The sequence below is a fragment of the Streptomyces sp. DSM 110735 genome (assembly GCF_016482685.1).
GTDB lineage: Bacteria > Actinomycetota > Actinomycetes > Streptomycetales > Streptomycetaceae > Streptomyces.
This window is the reverse complement of sequence record NZ_JACYHF010000001.1, coordinates 197,555-216,564: the sequence shown is the minus strand read 5'-3', so window position 1 is coordinate 216,564 and position 19,010 is coordinate 197,555. Positions and strand designations below refer to the sequence as shown.

Here is a 19,010-nt window from a genome sequence, read left to right as displayed (position 1 = left end):
GGTCGACTGCTCTCTCTGTACGGGTGGGTCGGGCCGAACGCGCTTGCGGCGCGGGTCCCTTGAGCCGGTCCGAGCGGGGCCGTCACCGATCCCGGCGGGGCTCCGTGCTTGGATGACCTCAGCTTGTGCCACGCGCCGTCCCACCCGCCATTCCATCGGGAGTTTCGGGACGCTGGGATGCTCGCACCGGCTCTGACCTGGGGAAACATGACCGCCCTGGGATGCCGAACGGAATGGGGGACCGGTGGGGGACGCTGACGAGATCGCCGCTTTCGCCGCGCTGTTACGCGAGTTGAAGCAGCGGTCCGGGCTGAGTTACGAAGCCCTGGCCAAACGCGCGCACATGAGCACGTCGACGCTGCACCGCTACTGCAAGGGCGACGGCGTACCGACCGACTACGCCGTCCTCTCCCGCTTCGCCCGCCTGTGCAGGGCGACCCCCGAGGAACTGGTCGAGCTGCACCGGCGCTGGGTCCTGGCGGACGCGGCGCGGGAACGCGGGCGGAAGCCCGCGGCGGACACCCCTGTGGAAGCGCCGGTGGAAGCGCCTGTGCCCGACACCGGACCGGAGTCCCGGGCTGACCGACCCGAGCCAGTGCCCGCGTCGCCCGCGCCCAGTGCGTCGGAGGAGCCCGAAGCCCCTGCCGCTCCCGCCCCCCGGCGCGCCCGCAAACGCTGGATCCCCGTCGCCGCGGCCGTAGCCGTAGTCGTCGCCGTGTCCACCGCCCTCGCCCTCGACCCGAAGGACTGGGGAACCACCCCGACGGCGAACGACCGCCCGACCGGCACCGCCGCGACCGCCACCGGCCACCCGACCCCCGCCACCCCCCACCCCTCGACCTCGGCATCACCCGCCAAGCGCCCGAGCCGCACCCCGTCCCCCACCGGACCCACCACCACGCCCCCGACCCACACCACCACCGCCCCGAACCACCCGCAGGACCACAACGCGGTCCCCCTCACGGTCAGCACCCGCACCTACGGCTGGGACGACCCGCAGTGCGAGGCGAAGTACCTGATCAACCGCCCGCCAGGACAGGTCTCGCCGCCGGTGATGGGACAGGACGTGCCGGGGTGGGTGAAGGCGAACGGCGCCGTAGCCGCCGACGAGCAGCGCGTCGCGCTGACCGTCCAGGGCACGGGTGACGAGACGGTCGTCATCGAGTCCATGCACGTCGTCGTGGTCGACTCGGGCGCCCCGGCCGCCTGGAACGCCTACCTGGGCTCGTCGGGCTGCGGCGGCGGAGTGGAGACGAGGTCCTTCGGCACGAACCTCGACGCCGCCCACCCGGTCGTCGTCCCGAAGGCGGGTCAGCGCGGCTTCCCCTACAAGGTCAGCCAGTCCGACCCCGAGGTCCTCTACATCACCGCGGGCGCGGACACCCACGACGTGCGGTGGTACGTCGACCTCCAGTGGAACAGCGGCGGTCGCCAGGGCACCCTCCGCATCAGCGACCACGGCGTCCCGTTCCGTACGACCGGCAGCCACGGGCGTCCGACCTACGAGTTCCCGGTCGGCGGCACCCACTGGTACCGGGTCGGTCAGCCGTAGAGCGAGCGGCCGCCCGGGCTGTCGGCCGTGAAGCGCTGGCCCATGGCGATCTCGTCGCCCACCGCCGACCAGACGGTCTCGTCGTCCCGGAAGGGGAGCGGGTCGACGGCGCTCGTCTCCTCGCGGATGCGGTCGACGTCGCCCTCCAGGCGCTCGAAGCCCGCTTCCTCGTCGTCGCCGAAGGTGAACTCGTCGAGCAGCCGCTGGAACCGGAGGGTGACCTCGGCGAGGGAGGAGACGTCCGTGTGGAGCCGCTGCGCGCTCTCCTCGTCGGCGTCGAGGGCGTACACCGCGCCGGACGCGGGGTCGAGGGCGAGGTGCGCGTTGAGCAGCCAGGCGACGACGGGCCAGTCGCCCGCGCCCTCCGGAAGGTCCTCGAAGTCGTCGAGGTGGACGGCGTCCCGGACGAGGGGCAGCCGACCGCCGGGCTCCTCGGGCTGACGCAGGGCGAGCGTGCCGGTGGGGACGCCGACGGTCTGCAGGAAGCGGGCGCCCTCGGTGTCCGCGACGGCGGGCGGGAAGGCGCTCGCGGGCACGGTCGCGACCCGCTCCTCCCCGAAGATGCCGGCCAATTCGCTGTGGGTGACGTCGAAAAGCACTTCCGGGACTCCGAACTCGGCGGCGCTGCGGACGCCGTGGGATTCTGGGCCGACTCCCCTCCTACGGCACGAACTTGCGGTCCGAGGGCGAGAGGTCCATCACCGTATCAGTGCGTCCACCGGCGACACCGTGCTGTTTCCACTGGTCCTCCAGCCACTGGACGTAGGCGCGGTGTTCCCGGTCCTTCTTGTACTTGCTCAGCTCCGTGCCGTCCGGTCCCTTCTCGGACTGGTCGTACTTCGCGCTGTGGGTGACTTCCAGATGGCTGGGGAACTCCCGCGCGAGGTATCTCTCGCACTTGGGGTTCTTCTGGCAGGGCTGCCGTTCCGTGTAGAGGTGGGAGACGTTGCCCTCATGCCCCTTCTTGATCAGCGGGTGCCCGATGGAGCGTTCGGAGTGCGCCTTGCCGCTGGCGCCGACCAGGATGAAGCGGCTGCCGTCGCCGTCGTACAGGGCGGAGGCGTAGTTGCCGCCGGGGACGTAGGAGCCGGGGCGCTCGGTGCGGTTGGCGTAGCGGCCGAGCTGGGTGGCGCGGGCCAGCTCGGTGGAGCCGGGCGCGACCTTGGTGGAGCCGACCGTCTCGCCCTTGTTCGGCTTGTCCTTGCGCTGCTTCTCGCCCGTGTGGTTCCACGGGTACCAGGCTTTGTCGCCGAGTACGCCGTGCACGCCGGAGGAGTCGTCGGGGTGGACGGGTGTGGTGGTGCCGTCGTGGTGCAGCCGCCGTATCGAACCGTCGTCGCTGAGCAGGTACATCGGCGTGTTGCCGCCGTCCTGCCTGGGCTTCTTGACCTCGACCCTGCCGACCTCGTCGCCGATGTCGTGGTCCTTGCGCTTCTGGTGCCGGGAGGCGGCCTTCACGCTGTCCGGGAACGTGTGGGTGACGTGGTCGGTCACCTTCTTGGCGGCTTTTTCCATGCCGTCGATGGCTTCCTCGATGAAGCCGTCGACGGCGTGGGTGAAGACGTCCTTGCCCTTGGTCCTGCCGAAGGTGCTCTTCGACCTGTGGAGGTGGACCCCGGACTGGCTGCCCAGGTCGCTGCCGTGGCTGGAGACCTTCCCGGCGCCGTCCTCGAACGCGGTGTGGTCGATGACGGTCCGCAGTCCCCCGCCGCCGGAGCCACCCGTGTCGCCGTCGTCGCCCGCCGACGCCAGCTTCATGCCGCCCGGGTCGGCACCGGGCTTGAAGGAGCCCTCGGCCAGGTCGAGCACCATGTCCGAGATGAGTTCCTGGAGTTTGGCGGTGACGGGCTCGGTGAGCTTGGTGACGAGCGTGTCGACGAGCTGATCCACCGCCTCGTCGACGAGCCGCTTCACGATGGTGCGCATCAGCGCGATCTCACCGGCGGCGGCAGCGGCGGAGATGCCCAACGTCAGCGGCGCGGCGGCGAGTTCGGCGACGATGGTGCCCGCGAGCACCCCGAGTTCGACGCCCGCCTTGACCTTCATGCCGCGGATGATCTGACCGACGCCGTCGCAGGCGTCCGCGAACAGCCGCGCCAGGTCGGGGATCTTGTCCAGGTGACCGGTCTTCACATGGGACCAGTGCTTGCGCATGGCCTCCACGGCCAGACCCTCGGAGGAGTCGATGATGCGGGTCACCGCCTTGTGCGCGGCGCCTCCCTGACCTTCGAAGGTGTCGGCGAAGTCCCGCATGGACGTCGCCATTTCGAAGTAGTCGTCCTCGTCGACGTTGGGCCAGTTGACCCCGATGAGGTCGAGTGCCTCGTCGATGATGCTCGGCAGGACCAGCCCCATGACCGCGCGCCCCGTCTCCCGTCGGCCTTCATGTCTCCGACTACCCAGCTAACGGGGCGGGTTGGCAGGTGCACAAGTGGAAACCGCGCCGCGTCGCGATTCTGTGACAAGAGTCCCATCTGTTGGGCGGCGCAAGGGAATTGACAGCGGCGCCCACCGTCCGGCGGGCGGCGGCACGGTAGTTACCGAGTTTGCAGCCGCACGAGCGCCTCGTCCGTCCCGACCACCAGGTCCCCCTCCGCCGTGAAGGCGAGCGCGTGGACCTGGCCACCGGGATGGAAGGTGGGCAACCGGTCGTCGCCCAGGGCCCGTTGTTCCACGAGTCCGTCGGCCCAGGCGATCGCCAGGACGGGTCCGGTGTCCCCCGTCGTCACCGCCAACGCGCTGACCGCGCAGTCACGTTCGGCCACCGGCTCCGGCATGGGTCCGGCGTGGGGCGCCCAGGCTCGTACGGTGCCGTCGGCGCCGCCCGTGTACAGCAGGAGGGCGGTGTCGCCCGCCGCGGAGACGGGCAGCGGGGTCCCGGCGATCGCGGTGACGCGCCCCTGGTGCAGCGCGGCGGTACGCGGCTCGGCGCCGACGGCCACGACATGCGCCGTACCGTCCGCGTCACCGAGGAAGACCTGTTCGCCAGTACTGCCCATCGCGGTGACCGTCTCCCGCCCGCCTCGCGCGTACTCCCTTACAGCGTCGAGGAGTTGCTCCCCCGTGGAGGGTCCGTCGTCGAGGAGGGCGGCGAGCCCCCTGGGCTTCGCGGACTCGGCGGTGTGCCGGGTGTGCGGCAGCCCGTGCTCGTCCAGGACGCCGACGGTGCCGTCGTCGAGTACGGCGAGGGCGCGGACCCCGGCGGCGGAGTGCGGGAGGCGACCGGTGGCGCGGGCGCTGTCCGCGTCGAGGACACGCACGGTGCCCTGGTGGTCCGCGACGACGAGGTGCCCGCCCGACGGACCGGTACCGGACGCCAGGGCGCGGGCCGGACCGGGCCACGGCGGGTCGATGTCCCCGCGCACCCGGTGCCACACGACGGTCCAGGAGGCGTCCCGCGCCACGGTGCCGAGGGCGGCGGGCAGGCGCGGATCGGCGTCGTCACCGAGGGCGGCGAGGAGCACCAGGGCGCGCTCGGCGGCGGGCTGCTCACGGGTCAGGGAGGCACCGGCGCGCAGCCAGGCGGGGCGCAGTCCGCCGTGGCTCTCCGCGGAGCGTTCGTAGGCGAGGCTCACGCTCCAGGGGTCGGCGGCGCAGACCGAGGCGGGATCGTCCAGGTCGAACGGCTCCTCCGGCTCGGGGTCCCGCTCCACGGGCTCGTCGGCATGGTCCGCGTCCCAGGACGCGCGACGCGCCTCGTCGGTCCAGCGGGGCTCGTCCAGGTCCATGCGCGCGCAGGGTCCGGCGGTGAGCGCCTGCTCCCACGGCGTACCCGAGCGGACCTCGACCAGGACCCGGACATGCTCCAACGACGCGAGATCCAGCGCGAGTTCGACGAGCGAGCCGGGCTCCTCGGCGGCGTGCAGCGCGGGCAGCGCGAGGACGGTACGGCGCCGGTCGGCGGCGAGCGCTGCCAGCAGGTCGCCCGGGGAACGGGCGGCGACCGACAGTTGCTGGCCGAGCATCCAGACGGCCGTGGTCGCGCTCTGTCCCACCAGCGGCACGAAGGCGTGGACGCGGCGGTCGCCGGTGGTGCCGGGCCGGGTGCCGTGCCCGATCAGCCAGGCGAGGAGCCGCGACTTCCCGCTCCCCTCCCCACCGGTGAGCACGGCGAGCCCCGGGGCGAGGGGATCGCCGAGCCAGGAGAGCAGGGCTGCCGCGGCGGGCTCCCGCCCGGCGGCGGGGCGGGACCACTGCGGGGCGGCACCGGCGGTCATGAACCCGGCTCCGTCCCCGCGCCACCCGGGCGGCGGATCACTGCCCTGCCTGCCGCGCGGCGTGGGTGATGAGTTCCCTGATCCCTTCCTCCCGGGACTCCGCGGTGTCGCCGTAGTCGAAACTGTGCGTGAACTCGGCGTCCGGCAGGACGGCTTGGAGCCAGGCGGCGCAGTAGTGCCCCGGCATCATGCACGGCTGGAGTTCGCAGTAGACGCGGCTGACCTGCCCGGGCTCCACGCCGGAGGAGGCGAGCCGCCGCCACAACTGCTCCTCGGGGTGCGGGAGTCCGGGACCCGCCTGGGCGGTGACGATCTGCTTGCCGCCGTCCTCGGTGACGTACTCGAAGGCGGAGGAGAACGGGAAGTTGAGCGTGTGGCGGACGTCGTCGAGCACCCGGGACCACCAGTTCTCCCGGTCGGTGACGGCCGCCGGGTCGATCCGCCGGATCTCCTGGACCAGCGCGGCGAACGCCTCGGCGGCGGACGGCAGTCCGTCCGCGGCGGCGATCACCGGCAGGGCGCGGTCCAGGGCGGCGGCGCAGTGGGTGAAGGCGGCGATGTCCGAGTTCACGAACAGCTCCGGCTCACCGCGTCCGGGAAAGACCGCCGTCACGGAGCCGTCGGTGCGGACACACAGATGCGCCAGCCGGTCGGTGCCGACACGCACCCACTCCGCCCACTCCCCCTGCAGCGCCACGCCGCGATGCCCGGTGTACATCCCGAGGGTGAGCCCGTCGGTCTCGTCCGCCGCGACGAAGTACGGTCCGACGTGCAGCGGCACCCCGACCTGCGCGAGGTGGACGCGGGCGGAGGCGGGCACGGTCCCGTACGTCGCGGGCACACTGATGCGGCGCAGCCCCTGGGGGCCGAACTGCGTGACGGCGGGGTCCGGGGGGAGCTCGGTCATCACAGACCTCTCACGGTGACGGGCATACCGGCTCCACCCTATGCGGCTTCACCGGCGGGACGACGACTCCCCGGAAACCGTGAACTCTTCGGGGCTCGTCGGGGAACAGCGGGTGGCACACCGTCACCGACGAGTCAGGGGAGCACAGTGAGCGGACCACCGCCGTCTGCGGCGCGGACGGAGGACGACGCGGAGATAGTCGCGCAGTCGCTGGAGCAGTCGGAGCTGTTCGCCCTGCTCTACGACCGCTACGCCGCCGACATCCACCGCTACGCCGCCCGTCGCCTGGGCGACGCCGCCGCGGACGACATCACCGCCGACACCTTCCTGACCGCCTTCCGGATCCGGTCCCGCTACGACCGCACGCGCGCCAACGCCCGCCCCTGGCTGTACGGCATCGCCGGAAACCTGATCGGCAAGCAGCGCCGCGCCGAGGTGCGTGCGCTCAGGGCGCTCGCCCGCACCGGTCGCGACCCGCTCGCCGCGTCGGGGGGCGCGTTCTGGCTGGAGGACGCCGACAGCCGGATCGCGGCGCAGGCTCCGCTGGCCGGAGCCCTCGCGGCGCTGTCGGGACCGGACCGGCACGTCCTGCTGCTCGTCGCCTGGGCCGACCTCACCTACCAGGAGGTCGCGGAGGCGCTGGGCATACCGGTCGGCACGGTGCGTTCGCGGCTCAACCGGGCGCGACGCAAGGTACGTACGGCGCTGGGTGCCGATCCTGCATTCGTGACCGACGCGGTAGAGGTGGCGTAGCCATGGACGAGATGACCGAGGTGCGCGCGCTGCGCGCCCATGTACCGGCGCCCGACCGCGCCCGGCTCGCACCGGGACGGACCCTGCTCACCGAAGCCGCGCGGGTCGGGCGGTCGCGCCGCGCGCGGTGGCTGCGGCGGGAGTTCGCGCTCGTCGGGGTCGTGGCCGCGGTGACCGCCGTCGCCGTCGCCGCGACCCTGCTGGTGGGCTCGTCGGGCTCACGGGACACCGTGCGGCCCGCGACGACGCCGGACGTGCGCTACCGGGGCGTGACCACGGCGGAGTTCCTGCGGCAGGCAGCCGACGCGGTCCAGACACAGCCGGACGGCACGGTACCGACAGCGAAGCAGTGGATCTACACCAAGGAGGCGCAGGAGCCTCCGCAGCCTGTGGGCAGGACCGGCCGATTCGTGGGCCCCGAGGAGAAGTGGATCCGCTACGACGGCTCCGCCATGACCTCCCGGTTCGGGGACGAGCCGCTCCACATCATGAAGATGCACCTGGAGAACGGCGGAGAGGGCGACGACCGCTCGCCCCGCGAGATGTACCGGGTCCTCGCCGCCCTGCCCACCGACGGCAGGGGCACGCTGAAGGCGCTGCGCGAGCAGAACGCCATAGCCGACGACAAGGGGTCCTCCCAGGCACGCAACGACTACTCCGAGATCAGCGTCCTGCTCTCGAACCCCGTGATGCCGGCCAAGGGTCTTGCCTCCCTCTACCGCGCCCTCGCCCTGCTCCCGGGCGGAAAAGTCACCGGCCACCTGGTCAAGGACGCCGCCGGACGCCGGGTGATCGCCCTGAACTGGAACCGCGGGGAACCGTCCAAGACCGGCGGTTCGATGCTCGACCAGTGGCTGATCGACCCCCAGACCCACCGCATCGTCGGCGAACGCATCGTCTCCGCCCACGGCAAGGTCCTCGGCGGCAGCTCCCTCTTCACAACAGCCGTGGTGGACAAGCCAGGCACCCGCCCCTGACCGAACCGGGGCGGCCCGCACCACGGGGGCGGGTCGCCCGTTATGCCATTTTCAATGGCATACTCGGGGTTGTGGCTGATGACGACGTTGACTTCCCGCCCGGCGACGGCCCCACCAGTGGCATCTCCGTCACGCTGACTGCCGGGACTCTGCAGGCGATCCGCGAGCGAGTCGGCAAGCGGGGCGTCTCGGCGTATCTGGAGAAAGCCGCCCAGCGGCAGATCGAGCGGGACAACCTGGACGAGTTGATCGCGGACTTCGACAAGGTGCACGGCCCCGCCGACCCTGAGGCCGTGGCGGCGAAGCGTGCCCGGTTGACCGGCGGCGCTTCCGGTGCCGGGGCGGCGGCGTGAGCGGTGCCCTGGTCCTGGACAGCGAGGGCCTGGCGAAGGCCGTACAACGTGACCGGGAAATCCACGAGTGGCTGACGGCTGCTCGCGACGCGGACCTGCCCGTGATCACCTCCGCGGCGGTTCTGGTCGAGGTGATCCACCCGAAGATCAACGAAGCGGCCCTGAAATGGACGCTGTCCCGCCTGAGCGTCGATCCGGTGACCCGGGCCGTCGCGGAATCCGCTGCCGCTTTGCTGCGCGCGGCGGGACTGCACGGCCACAAGTACGCCATCGACGCGATGCTGTGCGCGACCGCCCTGCAGCATCCCGGCCGCGTGACGATCCTGACTTCCGATGTGGAAGACATCGAGCTGCTCACCGCCGCACATCCACGCGTAAGTCCGGAGAAGGTCTAAAGCCCGTCCTACTCCTCCGGCTCCCACGCCCGGAGCACGTCGAACAGACCGTCTTGCTTCCGTCTACTGAAGTGGGTTGAGGCCGCTGCCCTCGGGCTGGCGCATGCCTTCGGCGCACGCGGAGACCGCTTTCGGCAAGCCGGCGAAGTCGGTCTTCAGCGGGCTGAGGCGCTCGACGAGGCTGGAGAGCCTGATGGACCTTTGGGTCGGGCAGCGCTCGTCCAAAATGCGGGTGGGCAGGACATAGAAGGTCCACTGGTCGAGGTTCAAGGGATCGAGGGTCTGCTTGTCCTGGTGGTGCAGCAGGCAGAACACGTACACGTCCGAGCGCCGCATGACCTCTACTGAGGCGGTGCCGGTCTGGGCGTCCCAGCCGGAAGCCGGCGCGATACCGAACTCGATCTTCGACATCTGGGGTTGTGCCCACGACTGCAGGTAAGCCGCCGACTTCACCTCCACGCGCCACTTCTCGGGCGTACGAATGTCAATGGTGTCCCATTCAGTGCGTGTGCCGATTGCGGCGCCCAGTGCCATGGCTACGAGGTACTCGGCCAGGACGCCACGCATGGTGTTGTTGGCCAGGTCGGAGCACGCCCAGCTCCAGAAGTCGCCGAGTCTGCCCACTGTTTCGCCCTTGGCCCGTATCAGCTCGCTGCTGCTGCGGCGCGTGATGGCCAGCGGACCGAGATCGGCGCTCATGTGTCCTCCAGGCGACGACGTGGGGCGATGCCGATCCTGACAGTAGCCACTGACACCGGGCTCCTGCCCTCACTCACTCGGCGTGAGCACGGCGCCTACATGATTGGCGCGACTCAGGCGAGCGGCCTCACGCGCCGTTGCTTAGGGCGCGCCGCCTCAAATTGGAGCAGGCACGAATAAACCCCAGGTCGCTGACCTGGGGTTTCTCTTGGAGCGGGTGACGAGAATCGAACTCGCGCTCTCAGCTTGGGAAGCTGATGTTCTACCATTAAACTACACCCGCGTAAGGCGGACATAGAGACCAAATCGCAGTCGATGTCCGAACGCTCGCTCACTGTACCCCATCCCAAAGTCGCACCGCGGGGCGCTTCGCGTGTCGGGGGCTCGGGGCGGTACGGGGGTGTGGAGTTGGGGCGTACGGTGGGGCCTTCGGAGAGGGCTCGGGTGGGGCGGAGTGCCGTCTGGAGAGGCTTCCCGAGTATCCCGTAATGTGGCTTTTGTCGTCGGGGTTGATGGCCCGACGAGGCTCCTGGGGAAGGGACTTGAGGGACTTGATGGAACGCACCGTCGTCCGCTGCGTGGACGGCCACGTCTTCAGCACCACTTCGTTCCCGATGCAGCAGGCCGAGCGGCTCGGACCCGGTCGGCTCGTGCGGTGCCCGCGGTGCGCCCGGCTCCGCAGCGTCGTACCGGTCACGCTCGAGAAGCGGTAGCGGCGGCAACAAGAGATCAACAAGAGATACAGACACGCGCGGCCGTCTCCACCCGGAGGCGGTCGCGTCGCGTAGCCGCCCGTGCACGGCGTCCGCCACGATTGTCCGCCCTCCGTACCCCTTGCGTATCCTCGGGACGTGCTTCTCTCAGACAAGGACATCCGGGCCGAGATCGACGCCGGGCGGGTGCGGATCGATCCCTACGACGAATCCATGGTGCAGCCGTCCAGCATCGACGTGCGGCTCGACCGCTACTTCCGGGTGTTCGAGAACCACCGGTACCCCCACATCGACCCCTCCGTCGAGCAGACCGACCTCACCCGGCTGGTCGAGCCCGAGGGGGACGAGCCCTTCATCCTGCACCCCGGTGAGTTTGTGCTGGCCAGCACGTACGAGGTCATCACCCTCCCCGACGACCTCGCCTCCCGCCTGGAGGGCAAGAGCTCGCTCGGGCGCCTCGGTCTCGTCACGCACTCCACCGCCGGGTTCATCGACCCCGGCTTCAGCGGTCACGTGACCCTGGAGCTGTCCAACCTCGCCACCCTGCCGATCAAGCTCTGGCCCGGCATGAAGATCGGCCAGCTCTGCATGTTCCGGCTCAGCTCGCCCGCCGAGCACCCCTACGGCAGCGAGCGCTACGGCTCCCGGTACCAGGGTCAGCGCGGTCCGACCGCCTCGCGCTCCTACCTGAACTTCCACCGGACCCAGGTGTGAGGGCGATATGAGCGACGTACGGGAGAACCTGACCTACGAGCGCTTCGGCGAGGCGGTCCGCGAGCTGGCGCAGACCATCGCGGACGACGGCTACGAGCCGGACATCGTGCTGAGCATCGCCCGTGGCGGCGTCTTCGTGGCCGGCGGTCTCGCCTACGCCCTGGAGTGCAAGAACATCCACCTGGTCAACGTGGAGTTCTACACCGGCGTCGGCACCACCCTGGAGATGCCGGTCATGCTGGCGCCCGTCCCGAACGTCATCGACTTCTCCGACAAGAAGGTCCTGATCACCGACGACGTCGCCGACACCGGCAAGACGCTCAAGCTGGTGCGGGACTTCTGCCGCGAGACCGTCGCCGAGGTCCGCACCGCCGTCGTGTACGAGAAGCCGCACTCGCTCGTGAAGTGCGAGTACGTGTGGAAGCACACCGACGCCTGGATCAACTTCCCGTGGAGCGTGCTGCCTCCGGTGCGCAGGCAGGGTGAGCCGGTGACGCCGTCCAAGGACGCCCTCTGATCCCGGCCGGATACCGTCGGCCGTCCGAGGACCGCGTCGCCCGCGTACGGCTCGGTCAGGCGCGGCGCACCTTCACGCCGTTCGCCTCGAAGTCGTAGACGTTGTTGTTGATGCGCAGACCGTCGACCGCGCCGGTCCACAGGTAGTCGCGGCCCTTGCCGACAGCCGCCGTGTAGATGAGCGGTGCCGCGCCGCCGTCGTTCAGCGACGCCTTGACCTGCGCGAACGTGCAGGGAGCGGCCTGGGTGCAGGCGGTCTCGCCGCCCGTCAGATACCAGGTGCCGGTGGTGGTGGCGTCGAGGTAGCCGCTCCAGCGGTCGGTGGTGGTGACCGGTCCGGGCACCCACACCAGCGTGGAGTAGGTGTCACCGGGGTGGGCGGCGACGTTCGGGTTGATCTCGAACTTGATGTTGGGCAGGTTCCGGGGACCGCCGTACGAGACGTTCTCGCCGGTCTGGAACACGCGGAAGCCGACCTGGGTGAGGCCGAGCACCGGGTTGCCGTAGAAGTCGACCTCGTTGCCGAAGTCCACCTTCTCGCTGGGCGGGGTCAGTGAGGTGGAGTTGTCCGCCACCTCGATGCCGAGGCTGCCGGTGCCGAAGGGCGGACGGGCGGCGGCGCCGGTGACGCCGAACGAGCCGTAGGGGCCCTCCCGCAGTGCGGCCACCGGCGAGCCGATGGTGTTGCGGGTGATGACACCCCAGTGGTCCGCGCTGCTTCCGCCCCCGGTGCCCCCGGCGGCCGTGGCCGGTACCTGGAGGGCCGTGGCGGCGAGGGCGGACAGTGCGGCGATCGTGAGCGCCTTTGCGCGGCTCACGCCAAAGCGAGCTTTCACACTCACTCCCTGATTCGTCTCGAAGAAGAGGCACGCACCGGCTCCTCGGCCGGTGCGGCGTTCTCAACGTATCGGGAGATAAACGGACATATCAGTTCTGCATATGCCGGACGGGTGTATGCCGTACGGGTGTTTTCCGAGCGCGTCTCCGCGTGTCGGCTCAGAACGTGCCGAGCTTCACGATCGACAGCAGCGCGATGAGCTGGATCGCGGACGCGCCCAGCGCCTTCGGCCAGGGCAGGTCGTGGGAGCGCGACACCATCAGCGTGAGCAGCGCGCCCGCGCCGAGCCAGGTCGCCCAGCCGATCGCCTGGACGAAGCCCGCGTCGCCGCCCGCGAACATCGCGAAGACGAGCCGGGGCGCGTCCGTGAGCGACATGATCAGCATCGACAGTCCGACGGTCGGCTGCCAGTTGCCGTTGCCGCCGAGCTGACGGGCCAGGGTGTGGGTGACCACGCTCAGCACGAAGATGCTGAGCACCATCGCGACGGCGGTGACCAGCACGATCGGGATGGCGTTGGTCAGCGTCGCGCCGATGGCGTCCGCGCGGGCGGTGTCGAACCCGAAGACCGCGAGCAGACCGTAGAGGAACGTGACGATGAGGGCGGGACCCCACATCGTGTAGTCGCGCATCCGCAGGAAGGTCTGGTTCGGGGACAGGACGATCCCCTTCAGCAGCTCCTTCCAGTGCAGCGGCGGTCCGATCGGACCGGCGGGCTCGGCGGCACCGGCGTGGTAGGTCTCGCCCTGGGTGTAGCCCGCGGCGTCGTCGACCGAGAACGCCTGGGTGTGACCCGGGTTGTCGGCGGCGTACGGGTCGTGCGGCGCGCGCGGACCCGGGTGGTGACCGCCGTCGCCGAAGTACTCCGGTCCGTCCGCGGGCGGTCCGGGGTAGCCGTACGACGGGCCACTGGGGCCCGGCTGTCCCGGCCGGGGGTACGCCTGCTGCTGCGGGTACGCCGGGCCGCCCTGGGGGTAGCCGTACGACGGTCCCTGCTGTCCGTGGCGCGGGGCGGGTCCGCCGCCGTACGACGGGCCCTGCGGCGCCTGCTGTCCCTGCGGGGAGCGATGGTCGTGGTCCCCGCGTCCGATCCTGAATCCAGCCACCCGTCGAACGTACCTGGTCCGCGGCGGTCGCGGGCCGGGCCCAGGGGGCTGGGCCCGGCTTTGCGGCCGACCTGTGACATCCCCTAAGGGACCGTCAGGGGTCGGTCAGGGGTCGGTCGGGGATGTGCCGGGCGAGGATGACGTCCGGTGACGGGCTCAGTCCCCGAAGACGGCGCCCAGTTCGGGGGTGCCGGAGGTGGAGACGCCCACGTCGCCGACGTTGGTGAGGTGCGAGCCGGTCGTGGTGATCTTCGTGCCGTTGGAGGGCAGGTAGGTCACCGAGCCGTTGCCGCTGTTCTCGTCCGAGCCGACGACCAGGTCCGCCCTGCCGTCGCCGTTGACGTCGTCGAGCTTGAGGTCGAGACCGAAGTGGTCGCCCTTCTCGTCGCCGCCGGGGACGCCCGCGGTGCTCTGGGCGAGCGCCTGGCCGCCGGAGGTGGTGTTCACCCCGCTCGGGGAGCCGTACAGGACGGTGACCTGCCCGGTGTCGGCGACGCCGCCGAGGTCCTCGAAGGGGCTGCCGATCGCGATGTCCTGGTAGCCGTCGCCGTTGACGTCGCCGAGGTCCAGGTCCCAGCCGAACTCGTCGCCCTTCTCGGAGCCGCCGGGGACGTTGCCGGTGTCCTGGTTGATCACAGCGGTCGAGGCGGGACCCGAGGCGGAGCCGTAGGTGATGTTGACGCGACCGCCGGTGGAGGAGTCCGGGATCGGGGTGCCGTCGTCCAGCTTGCCCGCGTCCCAGCCGACCCCGCTGACGATGTCGCCGTAGCCGTCGCCGTTGATGTCGCCGATGCCGGTGACGATGCCGGACTTCAGCGTCCTGACCGAGGACGTGGTCAGACCGCTGCTGGTGCCGGGCAGCCAGTAGTTGGTGTTCCAGCCGTAGTCGGACGAGCTCTCCCAGCCGTTGATCACGAGGTCGCTGCGGCCGTCGCCGTTCACGTCCCCGGCGGCGAGGTGCAGCGGGCCGAACGGGTAGTCGGAGCTGCCCTTCTGGATGGGCACCGTGAAGGTGGTACGGCTCGGGGCGGTGCCGGAGGCGCTGAAGCCGCCCCGGTAGACGTAGAGCGTGGTGGCCGTGGAGCCGACGACCAGGTCCGCCCTGCCGTCGCCGTCGAAGTCGCCGGAGGCCAGGGTCAGACCCCAGCGGTCGTGCGCGCTGGGGGACGGGTCGGCCAGGGTCACGCCCTTGCCGGTCAGACCGCTCTTGGAGCCCCACAGCAGGGCGACCGTGCCGCCGTTGGTGTCGGAGCCGACCTTCTCGCTGGGGGCGCCGACGGCGAGGTCGTCGTAGCCGTCGCCGTTGAAGTCGCCGTACGCCTCGGAGTACCCGAAGAAGTCGCCCGCCTCGGAGGTGCCGGGGACGCCCGTGGAGTTCTGGCTGAGGGTGGTGTGCTGGGCGCCGGAGACGCCGGAGGTGCCGCCGTACATGACGGTGACCTGGCCGGCGTTCTTGAGACCGCCGACGTAGGCGCCGGCCGCCTCGGTGGCGATGTCGCCGTAGCCGTCGCCGTTGAAGTCGGCGCGCGCGACCTTGACGGAGTCGGCGGCGGAGGCGGGAGCGGCGGCGACGGTGAACAGACCGCCCGTCAGCGCAGCGGCGGTGGCCGTCGCGAGGGCGAGTCTGTGAGGTGCGTGCATGCGGTTTCTCCTGCGGCATACAGGGGACGCCGGGTCGGGCATCCGCAGTCGATGAAGCCGCCCGCCGCGCTCCCCCTCGGTCCGCCCGAGGGGGGCTGCGCGGCGGTCGGCGATCAAGAGACCGGCGCCAAGACGCAAGGGTTGTACTGGAGTTCGGGAAAATTTCGGTCTGCCGTGACCTGCGGGTCCGGTGCGACCGCCGTGACGTCCGGTGTCGGGGGCGCACCGCGGGGGCGGCGGGGGCAGGATGGGGGCATGAGCGTAGTCAAGATCAACGTACTGACCGTTCCCGCCGAGCAGCGGGAGGTGCTGGAGAAGCGGTTCGCCTCGCGGGCCCACACGGTGGAGAGCTCGGACGGCTTCGAGTGGTTCGAGCTGCTGCGTCCGGTCGAGGGGACCGACCAGTACCTCGTCTACACCCGCTGGCGCGACGACGCCGCGTTCCAGGCGTGGATGGAGGGCCCGATGAAGGCGGCTCACCAGGGGACCGGCGGCGGCGAGGGCGGCGAGGGCGGGAAGCACCGGCCCGCGGCGGCGGGTTCGACGCTGTGGTCGTTCGAGGTGGTGCAGCAGGCGGCGCCGAAGGAGGCGTAGTTCCTTCTCGGCGGTGAGGTCCTGCCGCCGATACGACAAGGTGCCCCCGGCCAGTCATCGGCCGGGGGCACCTTCGTCGTCGTACCGCTTACTTCACCGGCTCGGGCTCCGGCTCGTTGGCGGGCTCGTCGTCCTCGGACGGGTCCACGGGGGTCTTGACCGACTCCAGCAGGAGCTGGGCGACGTCCACGACCTTGATGGACTCCTTCGCCTTGCCATCGTTCTTCTTGCCGTTGACCGAGTCGGTCAGCATGACGAGGCAGAACGGGCAGGCGGTGGAGACGATGTCCGGGTTGAGGGAGAGGGCTTCGTCGACGCGCTCGTTGTTGATGCGCTTGCCGATCCGCTCCTCCATCCACATCCGCGCGCCACCGGCGCCGCAGCAGAAGCCGCGCTCCTTGTGGCGGTGCATCTCCTCGTTGCGCAGACCGGGGACCTTGCCGATGATCTCGCGCGGGGGCGTGTAGATCTTGTTGTGGCGGCCCAGGTAGCAGGGGTCGTGGTACGTGATGAGACCCTCGACCGGGGTGACCGGGATCAGCTTGCCCTCGTCCACCAGGTGCTGGAGCAACTGGGTGTGGTGGATGACCTCGTAGTCGCCGCCGAGCTGCGGGTACTCGTTGCCGAGCGTGTTGAGGCAGTGCGGGCAGGTGGCGACGATCTTCTTGGCGGACCTGGGCTTGCGCGAGGCGTCGGTCACCTTGCCGTCGTCGTCCATCTCCTCGCCGAACGCGGCGTTGAGGGACATGACGTTCTCCATGCCGAGCTCCTGGAAGAGGGGCTCGTTGCCGAGGCGGCGGGCGGAGTCACCGGTGCACTTCTCGTCGCCGCCCATGATGGCGAACTTGACGCCCGCGATGTGGAGCAGCTCGGCGAACGCCTTGGTGGTCTTCTTGGCGCGGTCCTCCAGGGCACCGGCGCAGCCGACCCAGTACAGGTACTCGACCTCGGTCAGGTCCTCGATGTCCTTGCCGACGACCGGGACCTCGAAGTCGACCTCCTTGAGCCACTCCAGGCGCTGCTTCTTCGCCAGACCCCAGGGGTTGCCCTTCTTCTCCAGGTTCTTGAGCATCGTGCCCGCCTCGGACGGGAACGCGGACTCGATCATCACCTGGTAGCGGCGCATGTCGACGATGTGGTCGACGTGCTCGATGTCGACGGGGCACTGCTCGACGCAGGCGCCGCAGGTGGTGCAGGACCACAGGACGTCCGGGTCGATGACGCCGTTCTCCTCGGCGGTGCCGATGAGCGGGCGCTCTGCCTCGGCGAGGGCGGCGGCGGGGACGTCCTTGAGCTGCTCCTCGCTCGCCTTCTCGTCGCCCTCCATGGTCTTGCCGCCGCCCGCGAGGAGGTACGGCGCCTTGGCGTGCGCGTGGTCGCGCAGCGACATGATGAGGAGCTTGGGGGAGAGCGGCTTGCCGGTGTTCCAGGCGGGGCACTGCGACTGGCAGCGGCCGCACTCGGTGCAGGTGGAGAAGTCCAGCAGACCCTTCCAGGAGAACTGCTCGACCTGGGAGACGCCGAAGACGTCGTCGTCACCGGGGTCGGTGAAGTCGATCGGCTTGCCGCCGGAGGTCATCGGCTGGAGCGCGCCGAGGGCGGTGCCGCCGGTCGCCTCGCGCTTGAACCAGATGTTCGGGAACGCGAGGAAGCGGTGCCAGGCGACGCCCATGTTGGTGTTGAGCGAGACGACGATCATCCAGACGAACGAGGTCCCGATCTTGATCGTGGCGACCAGGTAGACCAGGTTCTGCAGGGTGGCGACGCTCAGCCCCTTGAAGGCGAGGACCAGGGGGTACGACGCGAAGTACGCCGCCTCGTAGTGGTCGACGTGGTGCAGGGCGCCTTCGAGGCCGCGCAGGGTGTAGATCGCGAGGCCGATGGTGAGGATGACGTACTCGACGAAGTACGCCTGGCCGGACTTGGAGCCCGCGAAGCGGGACTTGCGGCCGGGGCGGGACGGCAGGCTCATCAGCCGGATGGCCATGAGGACGAGGATGCCGATCGTCGTCATGACGCCGATGAACTCGATGTACAGCTCGAACGGCAGGAAGTCGCCGATCAGCGGCAGCGTCCAGTCGGCCTTGAAGAGCTGGCCGAACGCCTGCGCCAGGGTGGGCGGCAGCGTCAGGAAGCCGACGGCCACGAACCAGTGGGCGATGCCGACGATGCCCCACCGGTTCATCCTGGTGTGGCCGAGAAACTCCCGCACCAGGGTCACGCTGCGCTGGTACGGGTTGTCGGTCCGGGTTCCCGCGGGCACGGGCTGGCCCAGCTTGAAGTACCGGACGAACTGACCGATGGCGCGGGCCAGCAGCGCGACGCCGATCACGGTCAGGACCAGCGACACGATGATCGCGGCGAGTTGCATGAGGGGCTCCTGAGGCGGCCTCGAAATTACTAAGCGGTAACTTATGCAGTCCGTTTGAGACTACCCCCATCTTCCGCCGCCACGCAGCCGTCCGCGGGGTGACGTGGATCGCTGAGGCAACCCTTCCCCTGCCCGGGAGGTCCGGCGGAACGGCGGTGGAATCCTCCCACTTCACCCTCCCCGCCCGAACCCCCCGCCCCCTGCTCCGCCTCCCCGACTGGCCCACCCGGGTGACACGGCCACCGCCCGGACCGCCCCGAAGGCGAGGTCCACACCGGGATGCGAGCCGCCAGACGACCGAGATGCCCAGGCACCAGGGCCGAACCCCAGCCCTCACAGCGCCTAGCCGCCACCCTGGCCGCCCGGATGCCGGGTGCCGGGGTGCCGGGGTGCCGGGGTGCCGGGGTGCCGGGGTCGAATCCCAGCCCTCGCGGCACCGGGCTGCCACCCCTGCCGCCCGTCACCCCGGACGGCTGCCACCCCCGCCGTCCGGCGCCCCGGATGCCCGGGCGCCAGGGGTGAACCCCAGCTCTCGCAGCACCCCCCTGTGCCAGTTGCCTCCCAAACCGCGCCTGCCCCAGGTGGCGCTGAGCGCCGCACCTGATCCGACCCACGCCCGCACACTCAAGCTGCCCCAGGCGCACGCCCGGCCGATTTCCCCAAG

18 protein-coding genes and 1 tRNA gene are annotated in these 19,010 nt (G+C 70.5%); 9 read left to right on the top strand and 10 right to left on the bottom strand.

Features of this window, described 5'->3' with window-relative positions:
- The first annotated feature begins 244 nt into the window (after nucleotides 1-244).
- Entirely contained in the window at nucleotides 245-1,552 is a 1,308-nt protein-coding gene (locus IF655_RS00975; protein WP_199581467.1) for a helix-turn-helix transcriptional regulator, read from the top strand.
- Here the strand turns inward: IF655_RS00975 and IF655_RS00970 are convergent.
- The 4 genes from IF655_RS00970 to IF655_RS00955 all read right to left on the bottom strand — a co-directional run bounded on the left by IF655_RS00970 (nucleotide 1,543) and on the right by IF655_RS00955 (nucleotide 6,676).
- Nucleotides 1,543-2,151: an SUKH-4 family immunity protein gene (locus tag IF655_RS00970; protein ID WP_199581466.1), complete on the bottom strand. Its 609-nt coding sequence runs from the start codon at nucleotides 2,149-2,151 to the stop codon at nucleotides 1,543-1,545. The genes IF655_RS00975 and IF655_RS00970 overlap by 10 nt on opposite strands.
- Nucleotides 2,152-2,212: 61 nt before the next feature.
- Entirely contained in the window at nucleotides 2,213-3,907 is a 1,695-nt protein-coding gene (locus IF655_RS00965) for a nucleic acid/nucleotide deaminase domain-containing protein (RefSeq protein WP_199581465.1), read from the bottom strand.
- A 182-nt stretch (nucleotides 3,908-4,089) separates the two neighbouring features.
- Nucleotides 4,090-5,769, bottom strand: coding sequence for a WD40 repeat domain-containing protein (locus IF655_RS00960; protein ID WP_199581464.1), 1,680 nt, complete (start codon nucleotides 5,767-5,769; stop codon nucleotides 4,090-4,092).
- A gap of 37 nt (nucleotides 5,770-5,806) precedes the next feature.
- Entirely contained in the window at nucleotides 5,807-6,676 is an 870-nt protein-coding gene (locus IF655_RS00955) for a nucleic acid/nucleotide deaminase domain-containing protein (RefSeq protein WP_199581463.1), read from the bottom strand.
- Between the two features lie 147 nt (nucleotides 6,677-6,823).
- Here IF655_RS00955 and IF655_RS00950 point away from each other — a divergent pair, with 147 nt between their 5' ends.
- From IF655_RS00950 to IF655_RS00935, 4 genes are all read left to right on the top strand, one after another.
- Nucleotides 6,824-7,429, top strand: a complete 606-nt coding sequence (locus IF655_RS00950) for an RNA polymerase sigma factor (RefSeq protein WP_199581462.1) — start codon at nucleotides 6,824-6,826, stop codon at nucleotides 7,427-7,429.
- 2 nt (nucleotides 7,430-7,431) lie between these two features.
- A complete protein-coding gene (locus IF655_RS00945; RefSeq protein WP_199581461.1) occupies nucleotides 7,432-8,406 on the top strand; it encodes a CU044_5270 family protein in 975 nt (324 codons plus the stop codon).
- Nucleotides 8,407-8,477: 71 nt separating this feature from the next.
- Nucleotides 8,478-8,759, top strand: coding sequence for a hypothetical protein (locus IF655_RS00940; RefSeq protein WP_199581460.1), 282 nt, complete (start codon nucleotides 8,478-8,480; stop codon nucleotides 8,757-8,759).
- Nucleotides 8,756-9,154, top strand: coding sequence for a PIN domain-containing protein (locus IF655_RS00935; RefSeq protein ID WP_199581459.1), 399 nt, complete (start codon nucleotides 8,756-8,758; stop codon nucleotides 9,152-9,154). Before IF655_RS00940 ends, IF655_RS00935 begins: the two co-directional genes overlap by 4 nt.
- Nucleotides 9,155-9,217: 63 nt before the next feature.
- Here the strand turns inward: IF655_RS00935 and IF655_RS00930 are convergent, their stop codons facing one another.
- On the bottom strand, nucleotides 9,218-9,853 hold the full coding sequence (locus IF655_RS00930) for a hypothetical protein (RefSeq protein ID WP_199581458.1): 636 nt from the start codon (nucleotides 9,851-9,853) through the stop codon (nucleotides 9,218-9,220).
- 209 nt (nucleotides 9,854-10,062) lie between these two features.
- Nucleotides 10,063-10,136: transfer RNA gene (locus IF655_RS00925), tRNA-Gly, on the bottom strand.
- A gap of 259 nt (nucleotides 10,137-10,395) precedes the next feature.
- Between IF655_RS00925 and IF655_RS00920 the strand changes: the two genes are divergently transcribed.
- The 3 genes from IF655_RS00920 to IF655_RS00910 all read left to right on the top strand — a co-directional run bounded on the left by IF655_RS00920 (nucleotide 10,396) and on the right by IF655_RS00910 (nucleotide 11,797).
- Nucleotides 10,396-10,566 (top strand): hypothetical protein, encoded by a 171-nt coding sequence (locus IF655_RS00920; protein ID WP_199581872.1) that lies wholly within the window; start codon nucleotides 10,396-10,398, stop codon nucleotides 10,564-10,566.
- A 138-nt stretch (nucleotides 10,567-10,704) separates the two neighbouring features.
- Nucleotides 10,705-11,280: a dCTP deaminase gene (dcd, locus tag IF655_RS00915; RefSeq protein WP_018547797.1), complete on the top strand. Its 576-nt coding sequence runs from the start codon at nucleotides 10,705-10,707 to the stop codon at nucleotides 11,278-11,280.
- Between the two features lie 7 nt (nucleotides 11,281-11,287).
- Nucleotides 11,288-11,797, top strand: coding sequence for a phosphoribosyltransferase (locus tag IF655_RS00910; protein ID WP_199581457.1), 510 nt, complete (start codon nucleotides 11,288-11,290; stop codon nucleotides 11,795-11,797).
- A 55-nt stretch (nucleotides 11,798-11,852) separates the two neighbouring features.
- Here IF655_RS00910 and IF655_RS00905 read toward each other — a convergent pair whose 3' ends face one another.
- From IF655_RS00905 to IF655_RS00895, 3 genes are all read right to left on the bottom strand, one after another.
- The gene (locus tag IF655_RS00905) at nucleotides 11,853-12,614 is read right to left on the bottom strand and encodes a hypothetical protein (protein WP_199581456.1); all 762 of its coding nucleotides are present in this window, start codon (nucleotides 12,612-12,614) and stop codon (nucleotides 11,853-11,855) included.
- A gap of 178 nt (nucleotides 12,615-12,792) precedes the next feature.
- Nucleotides 12,793-13,740: a YIP1 family protein gene (locus IF655_RS00900; RefSeq protein WP_199581455.1), complete on the bottom strand. Its 948-nt coding sequence runs from the start codon at nucleotides 13,738-13,740 to the stop codon at nucleotides 12,793-12,795.
- A gap of 156 nt (nucleotides 13,741-13,896) precedes the next feature.
- Nucleotides 13,897-15,381: an FG-GAP and VCBS repeat-containing protein gene (locus IF655_RS00895; RefSeq protein ID WP_199581454.1), complete on the bottom strand. Its 1,485-nt coding sequence runs from the start codon at nucleotides 15,379-15,381 to the stop codon at nucleotides 13,897-13,899.
- A 255-nt stretch (nucleotides 15,382-15,636) separates the two neighbouring features.
- On the opposite strand from IF655_RS00895, the gene IF655_RS00890 reads away from it, so the two are divergent.
- The gene (locus IF655_RS00890) at nucleotides 15,637-15,975 is read left to right on the top strand and encodes an antibiotic biosynthesis monooxygenase (protein ID WP_199581453.1); all 339 of its coding nucleotides are present in this window, start codon (nucleotides 15,637-15,639) and stop codon (nucleotides 15,973-15,975) included.
- A gap of 88 nt (nucleotides 15,976-16,063) precedes the next feature.
- Here the strand turns inward: IF655_RS00890 and IF655_RS00885 are convergent, their stop codons facing one another.
- Complete coding sequence (locus IF655_RS00885; RefSeq protein ID WP_199581452.1) at nucleotides 16,064-18,346, bottom strand: (Fe-S)-binding protein; 2,283 nt, start codon at nucleotides 18,344-18,346, stop codon at nucleotides 16,064-16,066.
- Nucleotides 18,347-19,010: the final 664 nt, after the last annotated feature.

Coding starts and splice junctions, on each gene's coding strand:
- IF655_RS00965 (WP_199581465.1), bottom strand. CDS start 3,907: ATGGGGCTGGTCCTGCCGAGCATCATCGACGAGGCACTCGACCTCATC.
- IF655_RS00960 (WP_199581464.1), bottom strand. CDS start 5,769: ATGACCGCCGGTGCCGCCCCGCAGTGGTCCCGCCCCGCCGCCGGGCGG.
- IF655_RS00955 (WP_199581463.1), bottom strand. CDS start 6,676: ATGACCGAGCTCCCCCCGGACCCCGCCGTCACGCAGTTCGGCCCCCAG.
- IF655_RS00945 (WP_199581461.1), top strand. CDS start 7,432: ATGGACGAGATGACCGAGGTGCGCGCGCTGCGCGCCCATGTACCGGCG.
- IF655_RS00930 (WP_199581458.1), bottom strand. CDS start 9,853: ATGAGCGCCGATCTCGGTCCGCTGGCCATCACGCGCCGCAGCAGCAGC.
- IF655_RS00910 (WP_199581457.1), top strand. CDS start 11,288: ATGAGCGACGTACGGGAGAACCTGACCTACGAGCGCTTCGGCGAGGCG.
- IF655_RS00895 (WP_199581454.1), bottom strand. CDS start 15,381: ATGCACGCACCTCACAGACTCGCCCTCGCGACGGCCACCGCCGCTGCG.
- IF655_RS00890 (WP_199581453.1), top strand. CDS start 15,637: ATGAGCGTAGTCAAGATCAACGTACTGACCGTTCCCGCCGAGCAGCGG.
- IF655_RS00885 (WP_199581452.1), bottom strand. CDS start 18,346: ATGCAACTCGCCGCGATCATCGTGTCGCTGGTCCTGACCGTGATCGGC.